Below are 22,629 nucleotides of genomic sequence, written 5' to 3'. Positions count from 1 at the left end.
TCGAACAATAAGGCTATCAGGCCGCCCTTGTCTTGCCTCTCATGTCTCAACTGCTATTTCGTCATCACACGGCCTAACAACAGGTAACACTTATGTGGACCAAGATTGTTCATAACGCCCGCGTACTCAGCGCATTACAGCAGTGTATTGTGTTAGCCGTTGTTGCTGTTGCTTTCTATGTGCTGATCACTAATGCCAGTGCGAATATTGATGCTTTAGGCATCGCCTCGGGATTCGGTTTTCTTCAAGAGCGGGCTGGCTATGCGATTAGCTTCCAACTGATTGACTATAGCCCGAATGATACCTATTTGCGTGCTTATGCAGTAGGGCTTCTCAACACATTACTTGTTTCAGTATTGAGTATTGTTTTCGCGACGATTATTGGTGTCTTCCTTGGTGTATGCCGCGTTTCTGAAAATTGGCTGCTTGGGCGTCTTAGTCACCTAGCAGTTGAGTTCCTCAGAAACGTGCCACTCATTGTGCATTTGATTTGGTGGTACGGGCTTATGATGGCCCTCCCTAATGTTCGCCAAGCGATCTCTTTTCAGGATGGTGCCTTTCTTAGCAACCGTGGGTTGACCGTTGCATGGGCATCCGATGGTTCTTTAGTCGGCTGGGGAGTCGTGTCTATCATCGGAGGCGCTGTCCTCGGTTACGCACATGATTGCACGTTATCGAGCAGGTTTACAATGGAAGGGATTTGGCCCTCAGTGTGGCCAGCGATAGTGGCCGGTGCCATCGCAGTTCGATACTCGTATACCTCTTACTGTAGTTCCTGGCAATGGGATGTGCCGGTTTCGCGAGGTTTTGGCTTTGCAGGTGGGGTCAACTTACCACCCGAGCTACTGGTCTTTGGTTAGCGCTCTCCTTTATAGCGCGAGCTATATTGCCGAGATCGTGGGGCTCGATTCAGTCTGTTTCACGCGGCCAGTACGAAGCAGCCAGGCGCCTTAGGCTTCTCTGAAATGCCTACCATGCTGCGTCTGATCGTACCCCAAGCAATTTACCCAATGGTTCCCCAAGTCACCAGCACCTATCTCAATATCATTAAGAATTCTTCTTTGGGCGTGTCGTAGGCTACATGGAGTTAGTGTCTGCCACGGGAGGCACAACGCTTAACCAAACTGGCCAGGCGATCGAATGCATTGCCTTAGTGATGGCTACCTACTGCGCTATTAGCCTCATTACATCGCTGCTGATGAATATTTACAACTACCGCATCAGCCTGCGCACCCACGGTTAAGGAGCGATGATGACCGTATCAGCTACACAAAGTCATAGCGGTGTACAAGTACCACCTCACCATCCTTTGGGCATCAAGTGACTCGATGGATCAAGACGCAACTCTTCCCTACTCCATTTCAGTCTTGTTTGAGCCTGATCACATTGGCGCGATTGGTATGGTTCACTCCGCTCGCACTGGATTGGTTGCTGTTCTCCGCTACCTTTGTTGGCGACAGCAAGGCCGGTTGTGTCGGTGGCGGAGCCTGCTGGCTACCAGTGACACAACGTATCGAGCTATTTGTCTATGGGTTTTATCCTGATACCGAAATTTGGCGCGTCAATATCGCGTTCGGTCTAGCAGCGGCAATCTTGCCTTTGCTGTATATCAAGCAAATTGATCGCCGCTGGGTGTTGGGATACCTAATCGTTCTTCCGTTTTTGATGTGGTGGCTTCTAAAGGGTGGTATTGGCCTGCCCGAGGTCTCCTCAACGAAATTTGCAGGGATTCTGGTTACCGTATTTCTTGGCGTAATCGGCATGCTATTCGCTCTGCCGATGGGGATTCTGCTTGCCCTCGGTCGACGCTCTAATAAGCCGGTGATCAAACTACTTTCAGTACTTTATATCGAGCTCGTGCGCTCGGTACCGGTGATCACGCTGCTGTTTATGGCGTCTCATGATCCAACTGCTATTCCCCGAAGGGATGACCATCGACATTTTCCTGCGCGTGCTGATCGTGTTGATTATGTTCACTGCGGCCTATATGGCAGAAACCATTCGTGGCGGCCTGCAGGGCATGCCAAGTGGGCAATATGAAGCCGCAAAAGCCCTGGGTTTTTCCTATTGGAAAACGATGGGCTGATCATTCTGCCGCAGGTCTTACGTAACACCATACCTCCATTGCTTACCCAGTTCATTGGTCTCTTCAAAGAAACCACCCTCGTCGTGGGGTCGGCGTGCTTGATGTCGTCGGTATCGCGATGAGTACCACAGCAGCTCCTGAATGGCTCGGACTCGAGCATGAGGTCTACCTCTTCCTAGCCTTATTCTTTTTTACGATCTGCTTCACGTTGTCTCGCTACGCGCGACATTTGGAAAAACAAATGGAAAAGAGTCGCTCATGAGTACTGCATCCCAATTCAGCAGCACAGTATCAGCTAACCACGACACTACTGCGATTAGCATCGACAATCTCAACAAGTGGTATGGCGACTTCCACGCGCTAAAAAACATCTCTCTCAAGGTAACCAGTGGCGAGCGTATTGTGGTTTGTGGGCCTTCGGGTCTGGAAAATCAACGTTGATTCGCTGCGTCAATCAGTTGGAACGGCATCAGCAAGGGTCTCTGACCGTGCTAGGAGAAACGCTGGATGAAAACCGTAAGCGCCTGCAACGGATCCGGCGCAACGTCGGGATGTTTTCAGCATTTCAATCTTTTTCCCCACTTGAGCGTACTCAAGAATTGTACGCTGCCTCAAACTGCGAATTTGAGGGTTCCCCAGGCGGAGGCGATTGAGTATGCGCTGTCTCTTCTGGATCGTGTTCAGATGCGAGAGCACGCCAATAAATATCCTGGCCAACTCTCAGGTGGCCAGCAGCAGCGTATCGCTATAGCTCGAGCATTGTGTATGCGGCCAAAAATAATGCTCTTTGACGAACCTACTTCGGCACTAGATCCCGAAATGATTGCTGAAGTACTGGAGGTAATGGTGGATCTTGCCAATGATGGCATGACCATGCTGTGCGTCACTCATGAAATGGGGTTCGCGCGGCGCGTCGCCGACCGTGTTGTCTTTATGGATCAGGGCGAAATCGTGAAGAAGCTCCACCGCAGCAGTTCTTGATACCCCTCAGTCAGCCCGTACCAAGCGATTCCTGACACAGATTCTCGACATGGAGTAACTGCTGCATGAATAAGCCCCCTATCGCCATTGCGATTCACGGTGGCGCCGGTGTGCTAACCCCCGGCTTGTTGTCGCCTCAGGATGAGGACGCGATTCATGAGGCCTTGCGCCAAGCTATTGATGCTGGCCACCGGATACTGGCAGCAGGTGGCACCAGTCTGGATGCAGTTGAGGCCTGTGTCGTGTCGCTAGAAGAGTGTTCCTGGTTCAACGCAGGCAAAGGTGCTGTGTTCACTGCAGACGGCATTCATGAAATGGATGCTGCTATAATGAACGGAGCTGATCGGAGTGCAGGTGCCATTGCGGGTGCTCATTATGTCCGTAATCCGATCCGTGGAGCTCGTGCTGTTATGGAGCACAGTGATCATGTCATGTTGGCTGGAGAAGGCGCGATCGTTTCTTGCGTGAGCAGAATCAGCCTCAAGTAGCCAATGATTGGTTTGATACCGAGCTACGCCGTCGTCAATGGCAGGGCAACCGCTCTAGCTCAACAGCCCCCAGTCTCGAACCAAGCCACGCTGATCACCATATTGAAGAAACTGTGGTAAATGATAACTCGGGACATAAATTTGGCACCGTAGGGGCTGTTGCTCTTGATAGCCATGGTCATGTCGCAGCCGCCACATCGACCGGCGGCATCACTAATAAACGTTACTCACGTATAGGCGACACGCCGATTATTGGCGCGGGCACTTGGGCAGACGACCGTAGTGCAGCGATATCGGCGACAGGGCACGGTGAATACTTCATGCGTGCTGTAGTAGGGCATGACATAGCCGCCCGCATGCGCTTTGCTGGCCGCGATCTTCATAGGGCCTGTGACGAAGTCGTCCATCAGGAGCTAAAAACGTTAGGAGGACAGGGTGGCGTTATCGCCGTGTCACCGAATGGAAAAACCCAGTTGAGCTTCAATACACCTGGCATGTATCGGGCGTGGAGGGATGATTACGGTCAGCTTCACACTGCGATTTATGCAGAAGACGACCGAGTGCATGGCTAATCGGATATTAAGGGAAAAAGAGGTTGGGAAGCCAATGGCTTCCTACCATCTTGGCTATAATCTGGAACTCAATCAATAAGTGAAGCACCTACGGTGTTCGTTCCTCAGTCCTTTGCTCTGTCATTCTTCTCCAGCAACGATAGACATGGTTTAAGCGATTATCCGGGCTTCAAAAGCCTCCGGGCTGATCATCTCTGCCGCGCTGCTTGTTGTAGTCGATTTCCTTCGGTGGTTCATCACCCGCTAACGGCTGCGCCTTTTGATCTGATACATATGGCTGTCAGCACGGCTCAGCAGGGTATCGGCGTCTTCCCGTCGGCGGGATAGCAGGCCACGCCGATGCTGCAGGATGGCATTTTGACCTCGCCGAATTCAGCGCCTAGTGGCTCGTTCATGACCGTGAGAATCTGTTCCACCTTTTCTGTCACAGCGTGCGCTGACTTGATGTCCGTTAACAGCACCGTGAATTCATCACCGCCCATGCGGGCCACCGTGTCCGTCTCGCGTACACAGCCTTCCAATCGTCTTGCTACCGTGCAGAGCACCCGGTCACCCGCCGCATGTCCATGAATATCGTTGATGCTTTTGAAGTCGTTAATATCCAGAAATAGCAATGCCAGGTTGTTCTGATAGCGATGGGCCATGCTCAGGCCCAAGGTAAGGCGGTCATAGAAGAGCGCTCGGTTGGTCAACTTTGTCAGTGGATCATGGTGGGCGAGGTAGCGTAACTCTTCCTCGGCCTGCATAAGCGCTGTGACGTTGCGCGCTACACCGACCCGCACTTCCTCTGCTTCGTACCAGCGGGCAGACCACAGGATATGCACGATACCGCCGTCTTTGCGGATATAGCGGTTGCGGTAATCAATATGGGGCTTACCGCTCATCACACGAACAATGGAGTCCCGCGTTGCGGCTAAATCGTCAGGGTGCATGTAGTTCGTGATTAGAGTGCCGATCAACTCTTGAGGAAGGTAACCGAGCAGCGACTCACAGGCATCACTCACGAAGACGATCTGGTTGTCTTTATCGACCACGAAGACGGTGTCCAGCATCAGGTGAATCAGTTTGGGGTAAAGGGCTTGCAGGTCAACGGTCATAGACAAGGGATAATCCGGTTAGCGTTCCTCGACTATAGAGCAATCGCGAAGTGGACGATAAAGAATTCTGGAAATTTTGGGGGAAAGGTCACTCCCGTAATGACAAGCGCGTATCGGCCATCGCCAGGGTAGGCTTTGCCCTCCCGGGGCGAGTGCCAACGGACGACATTCAGGGGTTGAAGCTTTAGTTACTAGAGGTTTTATAGTACCGGGAATGAAAAAACTTAACGAGGTTTATATATGGGACATCATCATGATCATCCCCACATTGATCCTGCCTCTGGCGACCGACGTGTCAGTATTTCCATTTGGGCAAATGGCTTATTAACCATCGCCCAGATCGTCGGCGGTATTATGGCGGGAAGCCTCTCGCTGATCGCTGATGCGCTGCATAATTTTTCTGATATGGCAGCGCTTGTTATTGCCTTTGCTGCGCGCAAGATCGCAAGACGGCCCGCCGATGCGCAAATGACCTTCGGCTATGGCCGAATCGAGATAGTGGCAGCACTGATTAACTACACTACGCTCATTCTCGTTGGCCTCTATCTGATTTACGAAGGCGCCATGCGCATGATTGAACCGCCAGAGATCCAGGGTTGGTTGGTCGTTATCATCGGTGGCGTCGCTCTTGTTGTCGATGCCCTCACCGCCATGCTTACTTGGTCAATGCAAAAAGGTAGCGTCAATATTCGCGCCCTTTTTCTGCATAACCTGTCTGATGCGTTCGCCTCCATCGCTGTGATTATCGGCGGTTCATTAATTCTGCTCTACGACATGCGCTGGGTAGACCCTGCGATTACGATAGGTATTGCGCTGTATATCCTTTACCTCGCCTTTTCGGAGATTGGGGGGCCTATCCGCACACTGATGCTGGGCTCTCCCCAGATATTAACGGTCAACTCGTCATTGAAGCCGTGCGTGGTGTCGAAAGTGTCCACGATATTCATCATGTGCACCTATGGCAGATGCAGGAAAACATGGCCGCCCTTGACTGCCACGTGGTCATTACGGAAGCAGGCTGGCAGCAGCTTGAGGCAATTAAGACAGAGATCAAAGAGCAGTTAAAAACGCGCTTCAACATTGTCCATTCCAGCTTAGAGTTTGAGCATATTGATCACGCACATCAGGATGCCAACTTCTATGGGCATGAGTAATACACGCTCACGCTGGTCTACATAGGCAGTCATTTAGCTTGGTTTGTGCAATCAAATCTTGGCCTAATTTGCCAAATAATCACTGAAATCGAGAGAGAAAAATGTTCAAAAAAGCGACTTTTATGCTTGCGGGTACGTTGATGCTGACAGCTGCCATCGTGGTGGTATTGAAACCTGCACTATTGGACATGCAAGCTGAGGCGGCGAGTGAGGATGCTGGACAGGCCGAGAGCTCCTTGGTGCGTTCACACTCACCGATCCTGGGGCCGCAAGAGGCACCTATAACCATTGTGGAATTTTTCGACCCGGCCTGCGAAGCCTGCCGTGCTTTCTATCCTCTCACCAAAAGTATTCTGGAAACCTATCCTGAGCAAGTGCAGCTAATCGTGCGCTACACACCTTTCCACGGTGAGGTTTCTGATACGGCCATACGCGTGCTGGAAGTCGCTCGACACCAGGACGTATTCGAACCGGTACTCGAAGCTCTGCTCTCTCGTCAGGATCAATGGGCATCTCATGGCCGTTTCGATGAATCAGCTATCTTGGAGATTGCCAGCCAAGCCGGTCTTGACCGAGCTGCCGCTGAGGAGCAACTCAACTCAGCTGAGGTGCAAGCGGTGATTGACCAAGACATGGCAGACGTCAAAACGAATCAGATTCGCCAGACGCCAACCTTTTTTGTCAACGGTGAGCTGCTAGAACCCTTTGGTATGCAGGAGCTGATTGATGTCGTAAAGAGTGAAATCGAGGAGATATCTGAAGAAGCAAAAGCCCAATGAATCAGCGCTGGTTGCTGATAGGGCTTATGAGTTTAAGCCCCGCGCTGGTCGAAGGCGGTTGGCGAGAGCACCTATTTTTGGGGTAAACGCGGCCAAATTGACTGCCCAATCGGCGTTGTATTCGCCACAAGACAATAAGGCAAATCATTCAACTTTCATTTTACTGACATCGCCTCGTCACTTAATACCCGCAATCTGCTTAATGTTGGATCGTCTTCCTCCTTACGAAACAACGTCGAAAGAACGATCGAACGGCTTCAGCTTTGGCGTCATAGGCGCATCATTCGAACGACATCTCTCTGGATTAAGGAGCAGTAAAATGGCCGATACTCCCTCAGTAGATAATGCGGGTGGCGGTGCTGATTCCGCAATCGCCGACATGAAAGCAGTGTTCGATCAGGCGATCGAGAAGTCCGCAGAAATCACCAAAGTCACGACAGAGAAGAAAACCGAGCTCGACGCTACCAAGCAGCGTCCGCAAAACTGATGCTCGGAAGTCGCGGGCGGCGTCAGTCGCTCGCGGCCTTGTTGTCGTTTCCTGTCCACGCATTCCTGGACGGTAGAGATTTCAAAACCTCGCCCGGATGAATGCCCCTGTATCGAGACATTCGACGGAAGAGCCCCTCCAAGCTTCGTACGACACGGCGAGTTAAGTATATGACTTTATTCACCTCAGCTTCAGCGTCGGTACGCGAAGCCGTTACGACGCTCAAGGTTATCGCAGGCTTGCATCGTGGTGCCTCCATTACGCTCACTGAGCCGGTCTGCTGTATCGGTAGCGACGATTCTACTGATGTCATGCTCGGCGATCCGGGCACTGCGCCACACCATATTGTGTTGAGATTCTATGGTCGTTATATCGCTATCGAGGCGCTTGGTGGCGACATCACCATTAATGGTCGTAGTGTCAGCCAGGGCACTGGTTTGCGCTGTGAATTGCCAGCGAAGCTCCATTTCAACGACGTGGCACTCGAGCTTTCACGCCCCCCAGCGCCTGCCATATTCCCTGGGCTGCCGACAGTTCCTGTGCGTTGGCGTAAGTGGCTAAATCGCAGTGCCACGCTTGCCGCACTAGTCGTAACGCTGGGAGTACTGGCTTTCTATGAGTTCATCGATGTCAATCAAGCCGACGCCAACATTGGCTATCATCCAGTCACGGCAATGCTCGATGAGCAGCACATGATGGACACTGCTCAGAGTACTCCCCAGTGATGGATGAGGTTCGCCCGAGCCCGGTTCAAGCACTGCGTGAGCGCCTGGCGGAAGCCGGGCTTGCATCGCTGGAGGTTGCCGACAGTGGCGACTATATCAGCGTCTCCGGTCACTACGACCCCGACCAGGTGGGCGCTTGGAATGCCACACAGCGTTGGTTCGACCAACATTACGGCAGCCATAATGTATTGCTGAATGAAGTCAAACAGCGCGAGGCCCCGGTTCGACCCGACCTGCAGTTGCAGGCCGTATGGTTAGGCAAGAACCCGTACGTGATCGACGCTCGTGGACAGCGCCTCTATCCAGGCGCGTCGCTGTCGTCTGGCTGGGTTATTTCCGCTATCGAAACGGATCGAGTGCTGTTGAGCCGTGGCGATGACCAGTTCGCCCTGACACTATAATCCGGCGTATATCGCTATGAAGATCACTGATCGTCTTGTTCCAAGGGATCGTTATCACGTCGCTGGCATTGATCCCGTCAAGCCTAGCGTCGTTGAGAAACCGCCGCAGCAGGACGATACGTTCACACACGCTGCCAGCGAAGCCCGGCAACGTGGCTCAAACCGCCCGGCGTGGACTGAGCGCCTCGAAGCACTCGCACGCCCGGAGGCCATTGATCCTGCCAGCTACGCTAACCTTCGCAGCATCGAGCTGCTCCAACACGTAGCTGACAACGTTCTACCTTCGCTGGACGCCGATGATGAGATCATGGCGTTGGCGAAGGAGGTGATCGGTGAAGAGATTGATTGGCGCCAGGCATGGGAAGGGCGGATGAGTGAAGCAAGCGCGCTGCCGCTGGACAACATCGCCGATCAGGAGAGCGTGCCATGAGCGATACCGCTGATCGCGATGCCGTCGACCTACTGCATTTGATGGGACACCTCTATCTCAAAAGTGGTCAGGTACAGCGCGGGTTGATATTGCTGCTTATCGCGACACGCATGGCACCGAATCACACCGGCGTGCTGCAGGCGCTGTGCCAGGGGTTCCTTGCCAGCGGCAACGGTCAGCGTGCGCTCAATGTGCTCGACCGGCTCGAGGCCGCCGGTGAACAGGATGACGCCATGCAACTCTTGCGTAGCCGCGCCCACTGGGTCAACGGTGAGCATGATACCGCTCGTCGCCTATGGCGAGAGTATCTTGAGCGGCGGCGTCACCCGGAATCCCGGCAGGGAGAGACCGTAACATGAACAAGCTCCTCGGCCGTCTCAATACCCTGGCTCGTCAGGCGTCCCAGCGCAGTGACGTGATCATCGCTGTTTTCATGGTGCTTGCAGTAGTGATGATGATCATCCCGCTGCCGACGGCGATGGTCGACACGCTGATTGGTATCAATATCGGTTTCAGCCTGCTGATTCTAGTGGTGGCATTCTATATCTCGCACCCGGTCGAATTCTCCTCACTGCCGCCAATCATTCTGCTTGCCACACTGTTCCGGTTGGCGCTTTCGATCTCCACTACTCGACTGATTCTGCTAGAGGGTGACGCCGGCCAAATCGTTTCCGCCTTCGGCAATTTCGTTATCGCTGGCGAAGTGGTCATCGGCATGGTGGTTTTCCTGATCATTACGGTGGCCCAGTTCCTGGTGATTACCAAGGGCTCGGAGCGCGTAGCGGAAGTGGCGGCGCGTTTTACACTCGATGCCATGCCCGGCAAGCAGATGAGCATCGATAACGACATGAGAAACGGCGACATCGAACCCGCTGAAGCCCGTCGCAGACGCTCGCTGCTGGAGAGCGAGAGCCAGCTCTACGGTGCCATGGATGGGGCGATGAAGTTTGTTAAGGGCGATGCCATTGCTGGTTTGGTGATTCTGTTCGTCAATCTTATCGGTGGGCTGTCGATCGGCATGCTCAAGCACGACATGCCCTTCGGCACGGCGGTGGAAACCTATTCGCTGTTGACCGTCGGCGACGGCCTGATCGCACTGATCCCTGCATTACTGATTTCGGTTGGCGCGGGTACCGTGGTGACCCGCGTTAGCTCCGATAACGCCAGCGATTTGGGCAGTGAGATTGTCGGCCAGCTTGGCAGCAACGCCAAGGCACTTGGTTTGACGTCGGCGGTGCTGTTCTGCGCGGCCTTCGTACCGGGTTTCCCATCGACCGTCTTTCTGACGTTGTCAGCATTGCTGGGCTTAGCTGCCTTTTTCCTGCATCGCCGTCGCCAGACGGCCGATGCCGAGACGGAGCAAGCAGCGCAAGCCGAGGTTATTACCGCGACCCCAGCTACTGAGACCAACGCCGTGAACGAGGCGGTGAACGAGGCAGCACCGTCCAATGCCGCCGATGACGACCCACGCCAGTACCGCGTTATGCTCTGCCTGGCTGCGGGGCTTGTGGATAAGTTATCACTCGACAGGCTGCGTGAAAGTGTTCAGGCCACCCGCGAAGGCGTTGAACGCGGTCTGGGAATCGCCATTCCACAGGTCGGACTACGCCTGGAACCCGCCTTCACCGACCAGCGCTTCGCCATTGAGCTGGATGAAGTGCCGGTGCTCAACGGTGAACTACCCGACTCTTCAATACTGCTCGACGACGATGCCGATGTGTTGGAGCTGCTTGAGTTGACGCCCTTCACCCTGCCTGCGCTCGTTGGTCGCGGTAGTTGGCAATGGCTTGCCGATGAGGCGACTTCAGCGCTGACAGAAGCCGGGATTCGCTATCGCACGCTGGATCAAGTGCTGGAGCGCTGTCTTGAACGCACGCTAACGCGTTACGCCGGGGAGTTCGTGGGGATTCAAGAGGCGCGTGCCCTGCTTTACAAGATGGAAACACACTATGCCGAGCTGGTGACCGAGGCCGTTCGCGTGGTATCGCTACAGAAAATTGCCGATATTTTACGTCGCCTGGTCAGTGAGGGCGTTCCGGTACGCGCCATGCGCACTATTCTTGAAGCCATAGTGGCCTGGGGGCCGCAAGAATCGAGCAGCGCTCGGCTGAGCGACCGCATACGCATTGCCATGGCGCGGCAGATCAGTCACCGCCATGCCCGCAGCGATCGGGTTCTGCCTGCCTGGATCGCGACCCGGCCATTGGAAGAGGCTCTGCGTACCGCCCAGCGAAATAGTGAGAATCAGCCCGTCCGTAGCGGCATGCCGGCACCGCTTTCGCGGGCCTTGAACGGCTGGTTCCAGCAGCAGCTTGAGGCGCTCGATAGCGACCTTCAGCCAGTGGTGGTAGCGGCAAGCGACGTGCGTGCCGCGCTGCAGCAGTGGCTAAAGCAGCACGATATCGATCTTCCGGTCATGGCCTGGCAGGAGATCGCACCGGAATTCAGCCTGCAAGCAATTGCTCAGATACGCCTGCCCAAACCGGTTCCACGCCGGGAAACGGAAACAACCGCCAAGTTGTAACACGCTTGCGAAACAATGGCGCCGTGCGTCGATGATTCAGCACCCATGCAAATCGCTACAACAGGGATGAAGAACAACCGTGATCAGCATAAAACCCGCCGATAGAAACCCTCCCCAGGCTGTCCGGAATTCGACGCTTTGGGTATGGGCGTTACTGCTGTGGTTCGCGGTAATTACTGCCAGCGCTGATGTTTCCGTGGACGCTTCCGGAGGTGCGATGACGCTGGAGACCGGGCAGGGGCGTATCCTGCGCTTCGACCAGGACGTTGCGTCGGTGTTCGTCGCTAACCCTGAAGTTGCCGATGTGCAGGTGGTTTCTTCCGGCGTCATCTATCTCTTCGGCAAACAGGCCGGTGACACCAACCTTATCGCGCTGGGGGCCGACGAGCAGAGCCAAGCCTCGTTGCGGCTGCAGATTCGCAACGATAGTGCGTTGGCTTCTCAGGCGCTACGGGATATCGACGGTGACAGCCAGATCCACTTGCGTATGGCGGGCAACCAACTGGTGGCCGAGGGCAGCAGCCCCACGGTCGAGAGCGCCATGGCCACGCAATCGACCCTTGATGCCCAGGCGCCGGCCGGCGGTAGCATCAATCGCTCGACTTACGACGGCGCCACTCAGATCAACATTCGGGTGCGCTTCGCCGAAGTCGCCCGGGATGAACTGCTCAGCTATGGAGTCAGTTGGAATACGCTGATCAACAACGGCTCGTTCTCTTTCGGTGTGCTCACCAGCAATATCGCCCCCAATCCTATCGGTGGGGTACCGATAGCATCGACGGTTTACTCCAGGCGCTACAGCAGAACAATCTGCTGCAGATCCTCGCCGAACCCAACATCACCACCGTCTCAGGGCAGACGGCGAGCTTCCTTGCTGGCGGCGAGATTCCTATACCGGTACCGGTTAACAGCGAACTGGTGGGTATCGAGTACAAACAGTTCGGTGTCTCGCTGCTGAGCACGCCAACGCTACTGCCTAACGGCCGCATCTCGATGGAAGTCCGCCCCGAAGTCAGCAGCATTGCCAGCGATAGTGTCCGTATTGGTGGCTATGACGTTCCGTCGCTTCAAGTTCGGCGCGCCGATACCGTAGTCGAGGTGGGTAGCGGGCAGACCTTTGCTATCGCCGGCCTGTTTCAACGCCAGGCGAGCAACCAGATCGAACGAATCCCGCTCCTCGGTGATATGCCGATTCTGGGCAATCTATTTCGATCACGACGTTTTCAGCGTAACGAGACCGAGCTGGTCATCCTGATCACCCCCTATCTGGTGGCGCCATCCTCCGCGCCGGTACCCAGAATGCCGCTGGATCGGGCACAGGTCAGCCGTAATCCCCAACTCGAAGATGACCCATTCGGATTCTATCTGCAATGAGTAGAGGCAACGTTTGCATGTCGCAGCTATTTACCTATTGGACGCGTACGGCTTCACGCCTTGGGCTCTGTTTGGTGGCGTTGCTGCTGGCCGGCTGCCAGTCCTCGATGGGGCCGATGGGCTGGGATACCGGGTACCGTCAAGTGACGACTGCCGCGGCGACTAACGCCCCCCATGAAGCAACGATCATGCCGCGTCTCTGCCAGGCTGGGCCTGACGATGCAGAGCGAGTCGGGCTGCCACCCGGCTGCGCCAACGACTTCAATCTGCAGCAGATGATCGTTGAGCCACAAGATTTGGTAAGGGGAAGAGCAATGGGGCCCGCCATGGGGGCGCCGGTAGCAGATGCCGCGAATGAGTATCTAAACGGCCGCGAACGTGCCAACCAGCGTCGTTCGCTATTGGAGCAGGAAGCGCGCAATGCCATGGGCACCAACGCCACTACCAGTGATCTGTGACGGTATTAGTTAGAGGCTGATGCCAACCCGAGTGCCCGGGCGCGAGCGGCGGCATCGGGCAGCGTTGCTATGTGCTCGGCACTGGCTATCAGGGAAAGGCGGTTGGCCGCTGATAGGTCGGGGATATCGACTTGCTGTGCCTCATCGCTACGCCCGGCCAGTACCAGCACAAGAATCAGGTTGCGGAAATGGCGTTCCTCTGCCAGCGGGGAGCCCGTAATGCGCTGCATGTTCGCGATGGCCTGGGTATTTTCGCCGGCTAACGCTTCGGCTAGCGCCAGGTTGGCCTGAGCGTCGAGATCACGCGGCTCGAGCGCTACGGCGTTAGCAAACGCACTGGCCGCTCGGGCGGGCTGACCGGCCAGCGCTTGGGCGGCGCCAAGACGGCTCCAGGCTGCCACGCTGTCCAATTCGGGCGCCGCCAGGGAAAGGTTGCGCAGGGCGCTTTCCGGTTGACCTAGGCGCAGTTGGGCCGTCCCGAGGCCGAGTAATGCTGGCGCGAAGTGGATGTCTTCGGCAAGCGCGGCACGAAACGCCTCAGCGGCTGCCTGGGGCTCGCCACTGGCAAGCAGTGCATTGCCCAGGCGAACCTGAATATCTGCGGAGGGGGCGTTCTGCTCCAGGGCGCGCTCGTACATCGTGGCGGCGGTCGCATGGTCGCCTTGCTGATCGACATCTTTGGCCAAGTTTAGCAGGCGACCTTCATCGATCTCGACAGGCGTCGCAGCGCAGGCTGACAGTAGCAGGCTCAGTATCAGGCTTGGCCCGGCGACGAACGCAGGTCGGCTCATGCTGGGCAAAAACGTACAAAATTCCTTCATCCGTGACTCAGTCCAGAGGGTTAGGAAATGAAAATCAGTGTACCGGAGAAACCAGGCTTGGGGCAGCAGGGATATGGATGAAGCGTGATGCGTGTTTACCCCAGAAGGGCAAAAACTCAAAAAGACAGATTGCCGGTCACTCAACTGTCATCGGGGGGTGGGTAGGATGATGGCAGATAGGTGGAAGCACCCCTGGCTGGGCCATCTTGTGATGCTGGTGCTTGGTTGTTGTTTGCCAGACAGCCCCACGCTGGCCGCCGAGGCGCCTTGGGCGGATCGTGAATATCGCTACATTGTTATTGAGCAAAGCGTGCGTGATGTGTTGCAGGAGTTTGGTCGCAACCTGTCCCTGCCCGTTGAGGTCAGCGACGCGGTGGATGGCGAGGTGCGTGGTGATATCCGCGCCAGCACCGCTGGCGAGTTCCTCGAACAGGTCTGCGAATCCAATGGCCTGGGATGGTTTTACGATGGCTACGTACTGCATGTCGCCGCCCGACAGGAGCTGAGCCGCCGGAGGTTTGAACTCACGGATGTCGATGTACCACGCCTGCGCGCGGAGATTACCCAGGCACAGGTCGGCAAGCCGTTGAGCGCAATGATTAATGCAGAGCACGACAGTCTTGAAGTGATGGGGCCACCCGCCTGGATAGCGGACATAGCCCAACGGGTCGAAGCGTTGCGCCAGCCGAGTGCGCCGTCGATCCCCGCTGAAGTTAAGGTCTTTCGAGGCAGTGTGGCCCAGCCGCCTGGCTCGTGAGTGAGCAAGCGATGAAACCCACAGGAGGCAGTCCATGGCTATCGATCCCGTAAGCAGTAGTAACCCGGCAACAGAGTCGCTCCCCGATTCCCAGGCTTTCGACGACGCCGTCGATAACGCGAAGCTGCAGGAAACAATGGTAGAGGGAATGGTCAAGGTCGGCGGGCAGATGATTCTGATGCCGATGATGAACAATATTCTCAAGGAAGCACAGTCCGACGAGTAATGACGAGGGCGCGACCCCAACCGCGGTGTTCGCGCCTTTCTCATTCTATGCGACGGGCTATTCCGACGAGGTGAATGATGACTCCCGTGACACCACCGGGCAGCGGTGCGCTAACTCCGACACCCATGCCAGAGGTTAGCGCCGATACGTTGGCATCACAGAATATTTTCGAACATATGACACAGCAAGCCGGTTCATCTTTATCGGGGGCCAGCCCCAGTGAGCTGGGGTCAAGTCTGCTCAACAACCTTGATGGCTTTATTGACCGAGTCAATAACTTCGCTCAGCAGGCTAAGACTCCCGATGTGCAAACACCTGATCGTTTAGCTCAGGTGATGCCCCAGAGCGTGCCCGACGCTGGCGACACGCCACCCGCCTTGGGGGATGACAAGCTGGCGCAAGTCGTCGAATCGCTGGGGCGTGTTTTTGATCACTCCATCGAAACCACCATGATCGTTCGCGGCGCCACTCAGGTTTCGGGGTCGGCGAATACCTTGCTAAAAGGCCAATGACACTTGCACTTTAATAAACAATTCGACGGCAAGCAGCAAGTGTCACAACGCAGGTGGCGTAACGCCCTGCGGGGCATGGTGTTTCTGGTAATGGCGCTGCTGCTTCAGGCCTGCGACACCGATCTCTACACTAACCTCGACGAGCGCGAGGCGAATATCATCGTGGCAACGCTGGCCCGCAACGGCATACCTGCCGCACGTCAGGCACAGGACGAAGGCCAAATGACCGTCACGGTCAGTGAGGAGCGCTTCGCCGAGGCGGTAGAGATACTCGATCGTGCCGGGCTGCCGGAACAGAAATTCGCCAATATGGGCGATATTTTCCAGGGTAACGGGCTGGTGTCGTCTCCTGTGCAGGAACGCGCTCAGATGATCTTTGCGTTGAGCCAGGAGCTCTCGCACACCGTGTCGCAGATCGACGGCGTACTCTCGGCGCGGGTTCATGTTGTGCTGCCGGACAATGATTTGCTGCAGCAGAACAGTACGCCGTCTTCGGCCTCGGTCTTCGTACGCTACATTCCATCGCTTGAGATCGCCCCCCTGATTCCACAGATCAAGACGCTGGTAGCCAATGGTATTGCTGGCCTCTCCTACGACAAGGTCTCGGTGGTGCCCGTCGTCTCTGCTATTCCCGAGGAAATGGACACGCTGCCGCAGCCGATGATGGGCTCATTTCTGGGTGTCGCGATGCCAGCGTCCAGCGTTTCCCGTATCGGCTGGATCATCGGTCTGCTGAGCGTTGCGGTGATCGGACTTGCCGGTGCGGTGTGCTGGTTGGTCTGGCGTCAGCGTCGCCAGCGTCCCTATTCATTGACGACAGCGCCATGAGACAGCTCCATGAATAGTGCCTCTAAACGTGCTAGCGAATCGACCGCACCGGGCTCTGATATCGAGACTGATATCGAACCACCGGTACGGGTTGCTCTCGACCACTGGGTTGACTGCCTGGACGGCATTGCCGCCGACGCGGTGCTGCGCCGTTGGTGCACTCAGCCGCGCTTTCGCCAGCGCTTGCTTGCCCGCCTGCAGCGCCGTCATCAACTCACCTCTATCGCGGAACAGCCGCTAATGGATGCCGCCGACCAGGTGCTATGCCAACTGGACAGCGATGATTTTACCGCCTGCGCCCGTGCCGCTGGAGTGATCATTCACGCCAATGCCTTTGTACGCGAAATTCATGCACCGCGAGTTGCGGTACTCAAACAGCGTTTCGGCGCTGAGCTCTATTCCCTGGCGCTTACCCACCGTGACCACGCCAGTACCGAAGCCTGCGCTGAGGATGATCTCGACGCGCTGGAGGCCGCCGTCGAGAACGATGGTCGACGCTGCCTGGAGCGATGGTGGCAAGCGCAAACGGTGGAACTTCGAGACTGGCTAAGGTTGGGTTGGGCTGACCAGTTCGAGTTGCCTGAAACGATCGTGGCGGACGCCGCTGCTGTTGATATTGCCCGCTTGGCCGCTACACACGGCCTCTTCCAAGCCGACGATGAAGAGCGAGCAGGGATATGAGTTCACTGCCACCCCGCCCTGGGAAGATCATCCTGCGCGCAGAGGAGGCCAACGCTTGGGTCGATGGCTACGCTTTTCTCGAGCGGGCGCGTCAGCGAGCCGATGAACAAGAAACCCTCATTCTTCGTGCCCGCGAAGAGGGCCATGCCGAAGGCTTCGAAGCCGGTCGCCGCGATGGTGAAGCCCGCGCCGCTGAGCTGCTGGCCAGCACCCAGCGTGACGTCAAACGTTATCTCGACGGGCTCGGCCCCGAGCTAGCCGAACTGTCGCTGACTCTGGTACGGCGTATTCTCGGCGAGTTCGACGATGTAGAACTCATCACTCGCTGCGTACGCCATGCCCTGAGCGAGTGGCGCCATGAACACCTTATCCGTATTCGTGTTGCACCGCCGCTAGAGGCGCGAGTCGCCGAGTCTCTCGCCGCGTATTCGCCCGCGACGACCGACTATCAGGTCGAGGCCGACGCTCAATTGGCGCCAGGTCAGTGTTTGCTGGTGAGCCCCATCGCGGTTATGGACATCGGCCTGGAAGCGCAGCTCGAGGCACTGCGGCGTGCCTTGCGGGATGATTGGGAGGGTGCATGAGCGCGAATGCGTTCGGGGATCTGCTGCCGCGGCTCGGCGAACGTTTTGCCCTAGCCCAAACTCGCCCCGTCAATGGCCGGGTACGCCGCATTCGCGGTTTGTTGGTTTACGCTAGCCTCGAAGGTGCTGGCATTGGCGAGCTTTGCTACCTGCGCGATCCCGTCAGCGGTCGCCGTGTCGCCGCGGAGGTGATCGGCTTCGAAGAGGAGAACGTCGTGCTCTCGCCGATTGGCGAGCTCCAGGGGTTGTCGACCCGCAGTGAAGTAATTGCCACTGGCAGTGCCCAGGGTGTGGCCGTGGGTGATGCCCTGCTCGGTCGCGTCATCAGTCCGCTCGGCGACTGGCTTGATGGTCGCGCTGCACCAGCGCCCGGCTCACTGCGCCATTACCCCGTCCATGCCGAGCCCCCCGCGCCGCTGTCCCGCCAGTTGATTGAGCAGCCGCTGGCACTCGGGGTACGTGCTATCGATGGTCTCAATACCGTTGCCCGCGGCCAGCGCGTCGGACTGTTTGGCGAAGCCGGCGTCGGTAAGTCATCACTACTTTCGGCCATCGTCCGTGGCAGTAGTGCAGAGATCGTGGTACTGGGGCTGGTGGGCGAGCGCGGTCGGGAAGTCCGCGAGTTGCTTGATGTGCAGCTGGGTGCCGACGCGCGCCAGCGCACGGTATGCGTCGTGTCCACGTCTGATCGACCGGCGATCGAGCGCGCCCGTGCTGCCATGGTGGCGACCAGCGTGGCGGAGTATTTCCGCGATCAGGGGCGCGATGTGCTGTTGTTGGTCGACAGTCTTACCCGCTTCGCCCGCGCCCAGCGCGAGATCGGACTGGCTGCCGGTGAACCGCCGACGCGTCGTGGTTACCCGCCTTCACTGTTTGCGGCGCTGCCCCGTTTACTCGAACGCGCCGGGCCCGGTGGCGCGTCGGGAGGCACCATTACGGCAATCTATACGGTATTGACCGAGGGCGATGGCATGCTGGATCCGGTGGCCGAGGAGGCCCGGGCCATTCTTGACGGTCACATCGTTCTGAGCGCCGATCTCGCCCGCCGTGACCACTTTCCAGCCATTGATATCCTCGCCAGCCGCAGCCGCTTGATGGAAAACGTTGCCAATGCTGAGCATCGCCGTGATGCCGGCAAAATGCGTGAGTTGATGGCGCGTTATCGCGATGTCGAGCTGCTACTGCAAGTGGGCGAGTACCGGGAAGGTAGCGACGCCGCCACGGATGAGGCGATTCATAAACGTGCTGAGGTTGAGGCGTTCCTACGCCAATCCCGTGACGACCACAGCGCCTTTGAAGACACCTTGAAACAGTTAAGGGAGGTCGTCCAATGACGTCGCAACGTCAGCTTGACCGGCTGATGCAGCTTCGGCGCCAGCGTACGCGTCTCGCCGAGGAAGCCCTGGCGGCAGAGCAACGCAACTGTCGGGAGTTCGAGGCTCACTGCCAGACACTCGGGCAGGCCCTGGAGCACCACCAATACCAAGCAGTTCAGCGCGAGCAGGCGCTGTTCGAACAGGGTGAACAACGACCGCTGAACGCCGAGGATCTGGCCGGTTGGCAGCAAACACTTGCCGACGATGCCGCCCACCAGGAGGCATTGCTTGAGCAGCAGGCAAGCAGCATCCAGACCCTGCGGGCCGCTGAGCGAGAGCGCGAATACCGCGCTACGGAATGGGCGTACCGGTTACGCGCCCAGCGTGCGCTGGAGCAACTCCAGACTTGTCAGGGGCAGGCGCGGGCGGTCAAGGCCGAGCATCTGGCCGAACTGGAGATGGAAGAGAGCCGGATCGGCCGGGCAGGTGAAGTATGACTGCCTTCAGCTCAACCGTTCGCGCGGAAGTGACGCCAGTGCCGCTAACCCTGACGCACTATGATGCCGAAACGCTAACCCTGCATAACGCGCTGCATCGTTCTCGACAGCCGCTGACTTTCGGTTGGCATGGGCGTTCTGCCAGCTTGTACCTGATGCCGGAAGCGGCGGAGGTCACCGCTGACATGACCGTCGCGGTATGCCTCGGCAACGAGCAACTGGCCTTGAGCGCCAGTTGGCGGACATTCGACCATCTCAGTGAGCACCCTGATCGCAGGCGCTCTATGGAGGACGTAGATGCGGAGCTGGCCGCGATGTGGCTGGAGGCGGTGTGGTTGGCGTGGCTTGAACCGCTGGAGGCGACACTGGGTGTCGATATCCGTGTGCAGCCCGCCGACCTGCATGGTCGAACGGCAAACCCGATCCACATCACTCTGGCCTTCGAGCTCGACGGCGATGTTCATCCGCTGCGTGTGGGGCTCTCGGCCGCTACTGCCAAACACTTGCTGCCCCTGTTTGATCGCTATTTCCCCACGCAGCCCGCGATGGCGAGCAGCGTAATGGTGATGTTGAGCCTAATGGCCGGAGCCCAGACATTGACCCTGGGGGAGTGGCGCAGCCTTCGCCCAGGCGATGTGGTTATGCTCGAGTCATTCGCCACTAGCGACGATCCCAATGGCGCAACGTTGAACGTTGGCGACCGGTTTAGCGTCGGCGTCAGCTTAAGCGCCGATAGCGTGTGCCTTAAAGGCCCGCTGACCTCTCTTACCTCTTCCCAAGCGTCGAACCCACCATTCGAGAACCTCATGAGCGAACCCCCCGTGGATAACCCAAACCTGGATGATCTGCCCGTCCGCCTGACTTGTGAAATGGGCAAACTGGAGATGTCGCTCGGCGAGCTGCGCGCGTTGGGCGAAGGCAGCGTACTGCCGATGCAGCGTCGACCTGAGCAGGCGGTTGACCTAATCGTCAACGGCCGCTGCATGGGGCATGGCCGCCTGGTGATGATCGGTGACAGCATCGGGGTGCAGATCGAGAGGCTCGCGCTCGATGAAGGACACGCCGGGGATGAGTGAATTTCAGCCCAATTTGATCGCCATCATTATCGTCGTTGCGACCATCGGCCTGGTGCCATTGGCGGTGGTGACCATGACGGGCTTTCTCAAAATTGCCGTGGTGCTGTTCTTGATCCGTAACGCGCTCGGCGTGCAGCAGACGCCGCCTAACCTGGTGCTCTATGGCATTGCCTTGATTCTAACGGTCTACATCACCACGCCGCTGGTCGGCGATATGCTTCATCAGTTCGAGCAGCGACCCGCAGGGATGGGCAGCGTCGAGGAGATCAAGCAAACCGGCGAGGCGCTGCGTGGGCCCTTGCAGGATTACCTTTCTCGCTATGCCAGCGAACGCGAACGGGCTTTTTTCATTGATGCGACGCGCACACTTTGGTCGGAGGAAGCCCGCAGCGGTCTTCAGGACGACGACTTAGTGGTGCTTATTCCTGCCTTCGTGAGCTCGGAGCTGACCCGTGCTTTCGAAATCGGTTTTTTGCTCTATATCCCGTTTCTGGTGATCGACTTGATCGTCTCCAATGTGCTGATGGCAATGGGCATGATGATGGTCTCACCCACGTTAATATCAACTCCTCTCAAGATATTTCTGTTCGTTGCCGTGGACGGCTGGTCACGGCTAATGCACGGCTTGATTCTTAGCTATGGTGGAGGCTGAGATGAACGACGATATCTTTCTCTCACTGATGCAGAACGCGCTGTGGACGGCACTACTGGTGTCGGCGCCGGCGCTACTGGTGGCGATTATGGTCGGGTTCGGGGTCGGTCTACTGCAGGCGTTGACGCAGATTCAGGATCAGACACTGCCGCAAGCCGTCAAGCTGGTTGCCGTACTGCTGGTGCTGATCATCGCCGGGCCGCTACTGGCCGGGCCCGTCGTCAACATCACCGATCAGGTGTTGAACAACTTTCCAGCCTGGTCTCGTTGAGCCGGGCCGGCGTCGCTTATGCATTACGACGACTTCGCCCGCTTCCTGACCGATTTCGCCTATCCAATGATCGCGGCGGCAGCGGTCGGCGTGGCACGGGCGCTAGGCATGGTGCTGGTCACGCCAGCGTTTAATCGCCTGGGGCTGACCGGCATGATCCGCTCGGCAGTGGCGGTGACGATCTCGATTCCGCTGATGGTGCCGCTGTTCGATGCCATGGTGAATGCTGAACAGCTATCAAGCTTCACCCTTACCGGCATGGTCATCAAGGAGTTGCTGATCGGCGTTGTCATCGGGCTGGTCTTTGGTGTTCCGTTCTGGGCCGCGGAAGTGGCTGGCGAACTGATCGACTTACAGCGCGGCTCAACCATGGCGCAGATACTCGATCCCATGGGCTCGACTGAATCCGGCGTTACCGCAACGTTGCTGACCGTGACTTTGCTAGCGCTGTTCTTCATTACCGGCGGCTTCATGCTGCTACTTGATGGCTTTTATCGCAGCTACTCGTTGTGGCCGGCGGTGAATTTCACGCCACTCATGACCAAAGCATCGGCGATGGCGCTACTTGGCCTGCTCGACCAGGTGATGCAGATTGGTGTGTTGATGATAGCGCCGCTGGTCATCGCGCTTCTGGTCGCAGATTTGATGCTCGCCTACCTCGCGCGTATGGCGCCCAACCTACACGTCTTTGACCTGTCACTCCCTATCAAGAACCTGTTGTTTGCATTCTTGATGCTGGTCTACGTCATTTTTCTGATCCCCTTTATGCTGGAGCACCTCGATGCCGCCAATCTCTATATGGAACGCCTGGAAGCCATATTGGGCGCTATGGTGGGAACGCGGTAACAACAG

The 22,629-nt window shown here is 57.0% G+C and carries 22 protein-coding genes and 6 pseudogenes; 26 read left to right on the top strand and 2 right to left on the bottom strand.

The genetic code is table 11. The features are described 5' to 3' along the window. Positions 1 to 92 precede the first annotated feature (92 nt). From FDY98_RS20315 to FDY98_RS20300, 4 genes and pseudogenes are all read left to right on the top strand, one after another. Positions 93 to 1,243 (top strand): annotated as a pseudogene (locus FDY98_RS20315) (amino acid ABC transporter permease). Between the two features lie 657 nt (positions 1,244 to 1,900). Next, positions 1,901 to 2,086 carry an ABC transporter permease subunit gene (locus FDY98_RS28685; protein WP_340147074.1) on the top strand — a complete coding sequence of 62 codons (186 nt, stop codon included), beginning with the start codon at positions 1,901 to 1,903 and terminating at the stop codon, positions 2,084 to 2,086. Between the two features lie 258 nt (positions 2,087 to 2,344). Then, positions 2,345 to 3,125, top strand: a pseudogene (locus FDY98_RS20305) (amino acid ABC transporter ATP-binding protein). Positions 3,126 to 3,132: 7 nt separating this feature from the next. After that, a pseudogene (locus FDY98_RS20300) lies at positions 3,133 to 4,127 on the top strand (isoaspartyl peptidase/L-asparaginase family protein). A 243-nt stretch (positions 4,128 to 4,370) separates the two neighbouring features. On the opposite strand, the pseudogene FDY98_RS20295 reads toward FDY98_RS20300, so the two are convergent. Further along, positions 4,371 to 5,224 (bottom strand): annotated as a pseudogene (locus FDY98_RS20295) (diguanylate cyclase domain-containing protein). A 240-nt stretch (positions 5,225 to 5,464) separates the two neighbouring features. Here FDY98_RS20295 and FDY98_RS20290 point away from each other — a divergent pair. The 10 genes and pseudogenes from FDY98_RS20290 (at position 5,465) to FDY98_RS20250 (ending at position 13,556) form a co-directional block, all read left to right on the top strand. Then, positions 5,465 to 6,378 (top strand): annotated as a pseudogene (locus tag FDY98_RS20290) (cation diffusion facilitator family transporter). 122 nt (positions 6,379 to 6,500) lie between these two features. Continuing rightward, positions 6,501 to 7,157, top strand: a complete 657-nt coding sequence (locus tag FDY98_RS20285) for a DsbA family protein (protein WP_340147073.1) — start codon at positions 6,501 to 6,503, stop codon at positions 7,155 to 7,157. Positions 7,158 to 7,476: 319 nt separating this feature from the next. Further along, on the top strand, positions 7,477 to 7,644 hold the full coding sequence (locus tag FDY98_RS26335) for a hypothetical protein (RefSeq protein ID WP_162836275.1): 168 nt from the start codon (positions 7,477 to 7,479) through the stop codon (positions 7,642 to 7,644). A 170-nt stretch (positions 7,645 to 7,814) separates the two neighbouring features. After that, complete coding sequence (locus tag FDY98_RS20280; RefSeq protein WP_196518312.1) at positions 7,815 to 8,369, top strand: FHA domain-containing protein; 555 nt, start codon at positions 7,815 to 7,817, stop codon at positions 8,367 to 8,369. Continuing rightward, positions 8,369 to 8,770 (top strand): SctD/MshK family protein, encoded by a 402-nt coding sequence (locus FDY98_RS20275; RefSeq protein ID WP_340147089.1) that lies wholly within the window; start codon positions 8,369 to 8,371, stop codon positions 8,768 to 8,770. Before FDY98_RS20280 ends, FDY98_RS20275 begins: the two co-directional genes overlap by 1 nt. Positions 8,771 to 8,786: 16 nt before the next feature. After that, positions 8,787 to 9,200 carry a hypothetical protein gene (locus tag FDY98_RS20270; protein WP_027958386.1) on the top strand — a complete coding sequence of 138 codons (414 nt, stop codon included), beginning with the start codon at positions 8,787 to 8,789 and terminating at the stop codon, positions 9,198 to 9,200. After that, on the top strand, positions 9,197 to 9,559 hold the full coding sequence (locus tag FDY98_RS20265; protein ID WP_027958385.1) for a tetratricopeptide repeat protein: 363 nt from the start codon (positions 9,197 to 9,199) through the stop codon (positions 9,557 to 9,559). The genes FDY98_RS20270 and FDY98_RS20265 overlap by 4 nt, the downstream gene beginning before the upstream one ends. Then, complete coding sequence (gene sctV / locus FDY98_RS20260) at positions 9,556 to 11,724, top strand: type III secretion system export apparatus subunit SctV (RefSeq protein WP_027958384.1); 2,169 nt, start codon at positions 9,556 to 9,558, stop codon at positions 11,722 to 11,724. The genes FDY98_RS20265 and sctV overlap by 4 nt, the downstream gene beginning before the upstream one ends. 217 nt (positions 11,725 to 11,941) lie before the next feature. Further along, a pseudogene (locus FDY98_RS29730) lies at positions 11,942 to 13,098 on the top strand (type II and III secretion system protein family protein). Between the two features lie 17 nt (positions 13,099 to 13,115). After that, positions 13,116 to 13,556: a hypothetical protein gene (locus tag FDY98_RS20250; RefSeq protein WP_051051799.1), complete on the top strand. Its 441-nt coding sequence runs from the start codon at positions 13,116 to 13,118 to the stop codon at positions 13,554 to 13,556. A gap of 5 nt (positions 13,557 to 13,561) precedes the next feature. Here FDY98_RS20250 and FDY98_RS20245 read toward each other — a convergent pair whose 3' ends face one another. Beyond that, positions 13,562 to 14,377 (bottom strand): tetratricopeptide repeat protein, encoded by an 816-nt coding sequence (locus FDY98_RS20245; protein WP_051430491.1) that lies wholly within the window; start codon positions 14,375 to 14,377, stop codon positions 13,562 to 13,564. Between the two features lie 166 nt (positions 14,378 to 14,543). Here FDY98_RS20245 and FDY98_RS20240 point away from each other — a divergent pair, with 166 nt between their 5' ends. The 12 genes from FDY98_RS20240 (at position 14,544) to sctT (ending at position 22,623) form a co-directional block, all read left to right on the top strand. Continuing rightward, positions 14,544 to 15,134 carry a hypothetical protein gene (locus tag FDY98_RS20240; protein ID WP_051051797.1) on the top strand — a complete coding sequence of 197 codons (591 nt, stop codon included), beginning with the start codon at positions 14,544 to 14,546 and terminating at the stop codon, positions 15,132 to 15,134. Positions 15,135 to 15,168: 34 nt separating this feature from the next. Next, a complete protein-coding gene (locus tag FDY98_RS20235) occupies positions 15,169 to 15,360 on the top strand; it encodes a hypothetical protein (RefSeq protein WP_035537911.1) in 192 nt (63 codons plus the stop codon). Between the two features lie 77 nt (positions 15,361 to 15,437). Next, positions 15,438 to 15,872 (top strand): hypothetical protein, encoded by a 435-nt coding sequence (locus FDY98_RS20230; protein ID WP_035537909.1) that lies wholly within the window; start codon positions 15,438 to 15,440, stop codon positions 15,870 to 15,872. Between the two features lie 75 nt (positions 15,873 to 15,947). Beyond that, a complete protein-coding gene (gene sctJ, locus FDY98_RS20225; protein WP_035537907.1) occupies positions 15,948 to 16,700 on the top strand; it encodes a type III secretion system inner membrane ring lipoprotein SctJ in 753 nt (250 codons plus the stop codon). Between the two features lie 9 nt (positions 16,701 to 16,709). Next, positions 16,710 to 17,381: a hypothetical protein gene (locus FDY98_RS20220; RefSeq protein ID WP_027958379.1), complete on the top strand. Its 672-nt coding sequence runs from the start codon at positions 16,710 to 16,712 to the stop codon at positions 17,379 to 17,381. After that, positions 17,378 to 17,965 carry a type III secretion system stator protein SctL gene (gene sctL / locus FDY98_RS20215; RefSeq protein WP_027958378.1) on the top strand — a complete coding sequence of 196 codons (588 nt, stop codon included), beginning with the start codon at positions 17,378 to 17,380 and terminating at the stop codon, positions 17,963 to 17,965. The genes FDY98_RS20220 and sctL overlap by 4 nt, the downstream gene beginning before the upstream one ends. Beyond that, positions 17,962 to 19,299, top strand: a complete 1,338-nt coding sequence (locus FDY98_RS20210) for a FliI/YscN family ATPase (RefSeq protein WP_027958377.1) — start codon at positions 17,962 to 17,964, stop codon at positions 19,297 to 19,299. Before sctL ends, FDY98_RS20210 begins: the two co-directional genes overlap by 4 nt. Then, positions 19,296 to 19,778, top strand: coding sequence for a hypothetical protein (locus FDY98_RS20205; protein ID WP_027958376.1), 483 nt, complete (start codon positions 19,296 to 19,298; stop codon positions 19,776 to 19,778). Before FDY98_RS20210 ends, FDY98_RS20205 begins: the two co-directional genes overlap by 4 nt. Continuing rightward, complete coding sequence (sctQ, locus tag FDY98_RS20200; protein ID WP_027958375.1) at positions 19,775 to 20,854, top strand: type III secretion system cytoplasmic ring protein SctQ; 1,080 nt, start codon at positions 19,775 to 19,777, stop codon at positions 20,852 to 20,854. The genes FDY98_RS20205 and sctQ overlap by 4 nt, the downstream gene beginning before the upstream one ends. Next, positions 20,847 to 21,506: a type III secretion system export apparatus subunit SctR gene (gene sctR, locus FDY98_RS20195; RefSeq protein WP_027958374.1), complete on the top strand. Its 660-nt coding sequence runs from the start codon at positions 20,847 to 20,849 to the stop codon at positions 21,504 to 21,506. Before sctQ ends, sctR begins: the two co-directional genes overlap by 8 nt. 1 nt (position 21,507) lies before the next feature. After that, positions 21,508 to 21,777: an EscS/YscS/HrcS family type III secretion system export apparatus protein gene (locus tag FDY98_RS20190; protein WP_027958373.1), complete on the top strand. Its 270-nt coding sequence runs from the start codon at positions 21,508 to 21,510 to the stop codon at positions 21,775 to 21,777. An 18-nt stretch (positions 21,778 to 21,795) separates the two neighbouring features. Continuing rightward, positions 21,796 to 22,623 (top strand): type III secretion system export apparatus subunit SctT, encoded by an 828-nt coding sequence (gene sctT / locus FDY98_RS20185; RefSeq protein ID WP_009286087.1) that lies wholly within the window; start codon positions 21,796 to 21,798, stop codon positions 22,621 to 22,623. Positions 22,624 to 22,629 lie beyond the last annotated feature (6 nt).

Origin of the sequence: Halomonas sp. PA16-9, assembly GCF_009728585.1 — a bacterium.
GTDB classification, from domain to species: Bacteria; Pseudomonadota; Gammaproteobacteria; order Pseudomonadales; family Halomonadaceae; genus Vreelandella; species Vreelandella titanicae.
This window is presented reverse-complemented; position numbering and strand designations above follow the sequence as displayed.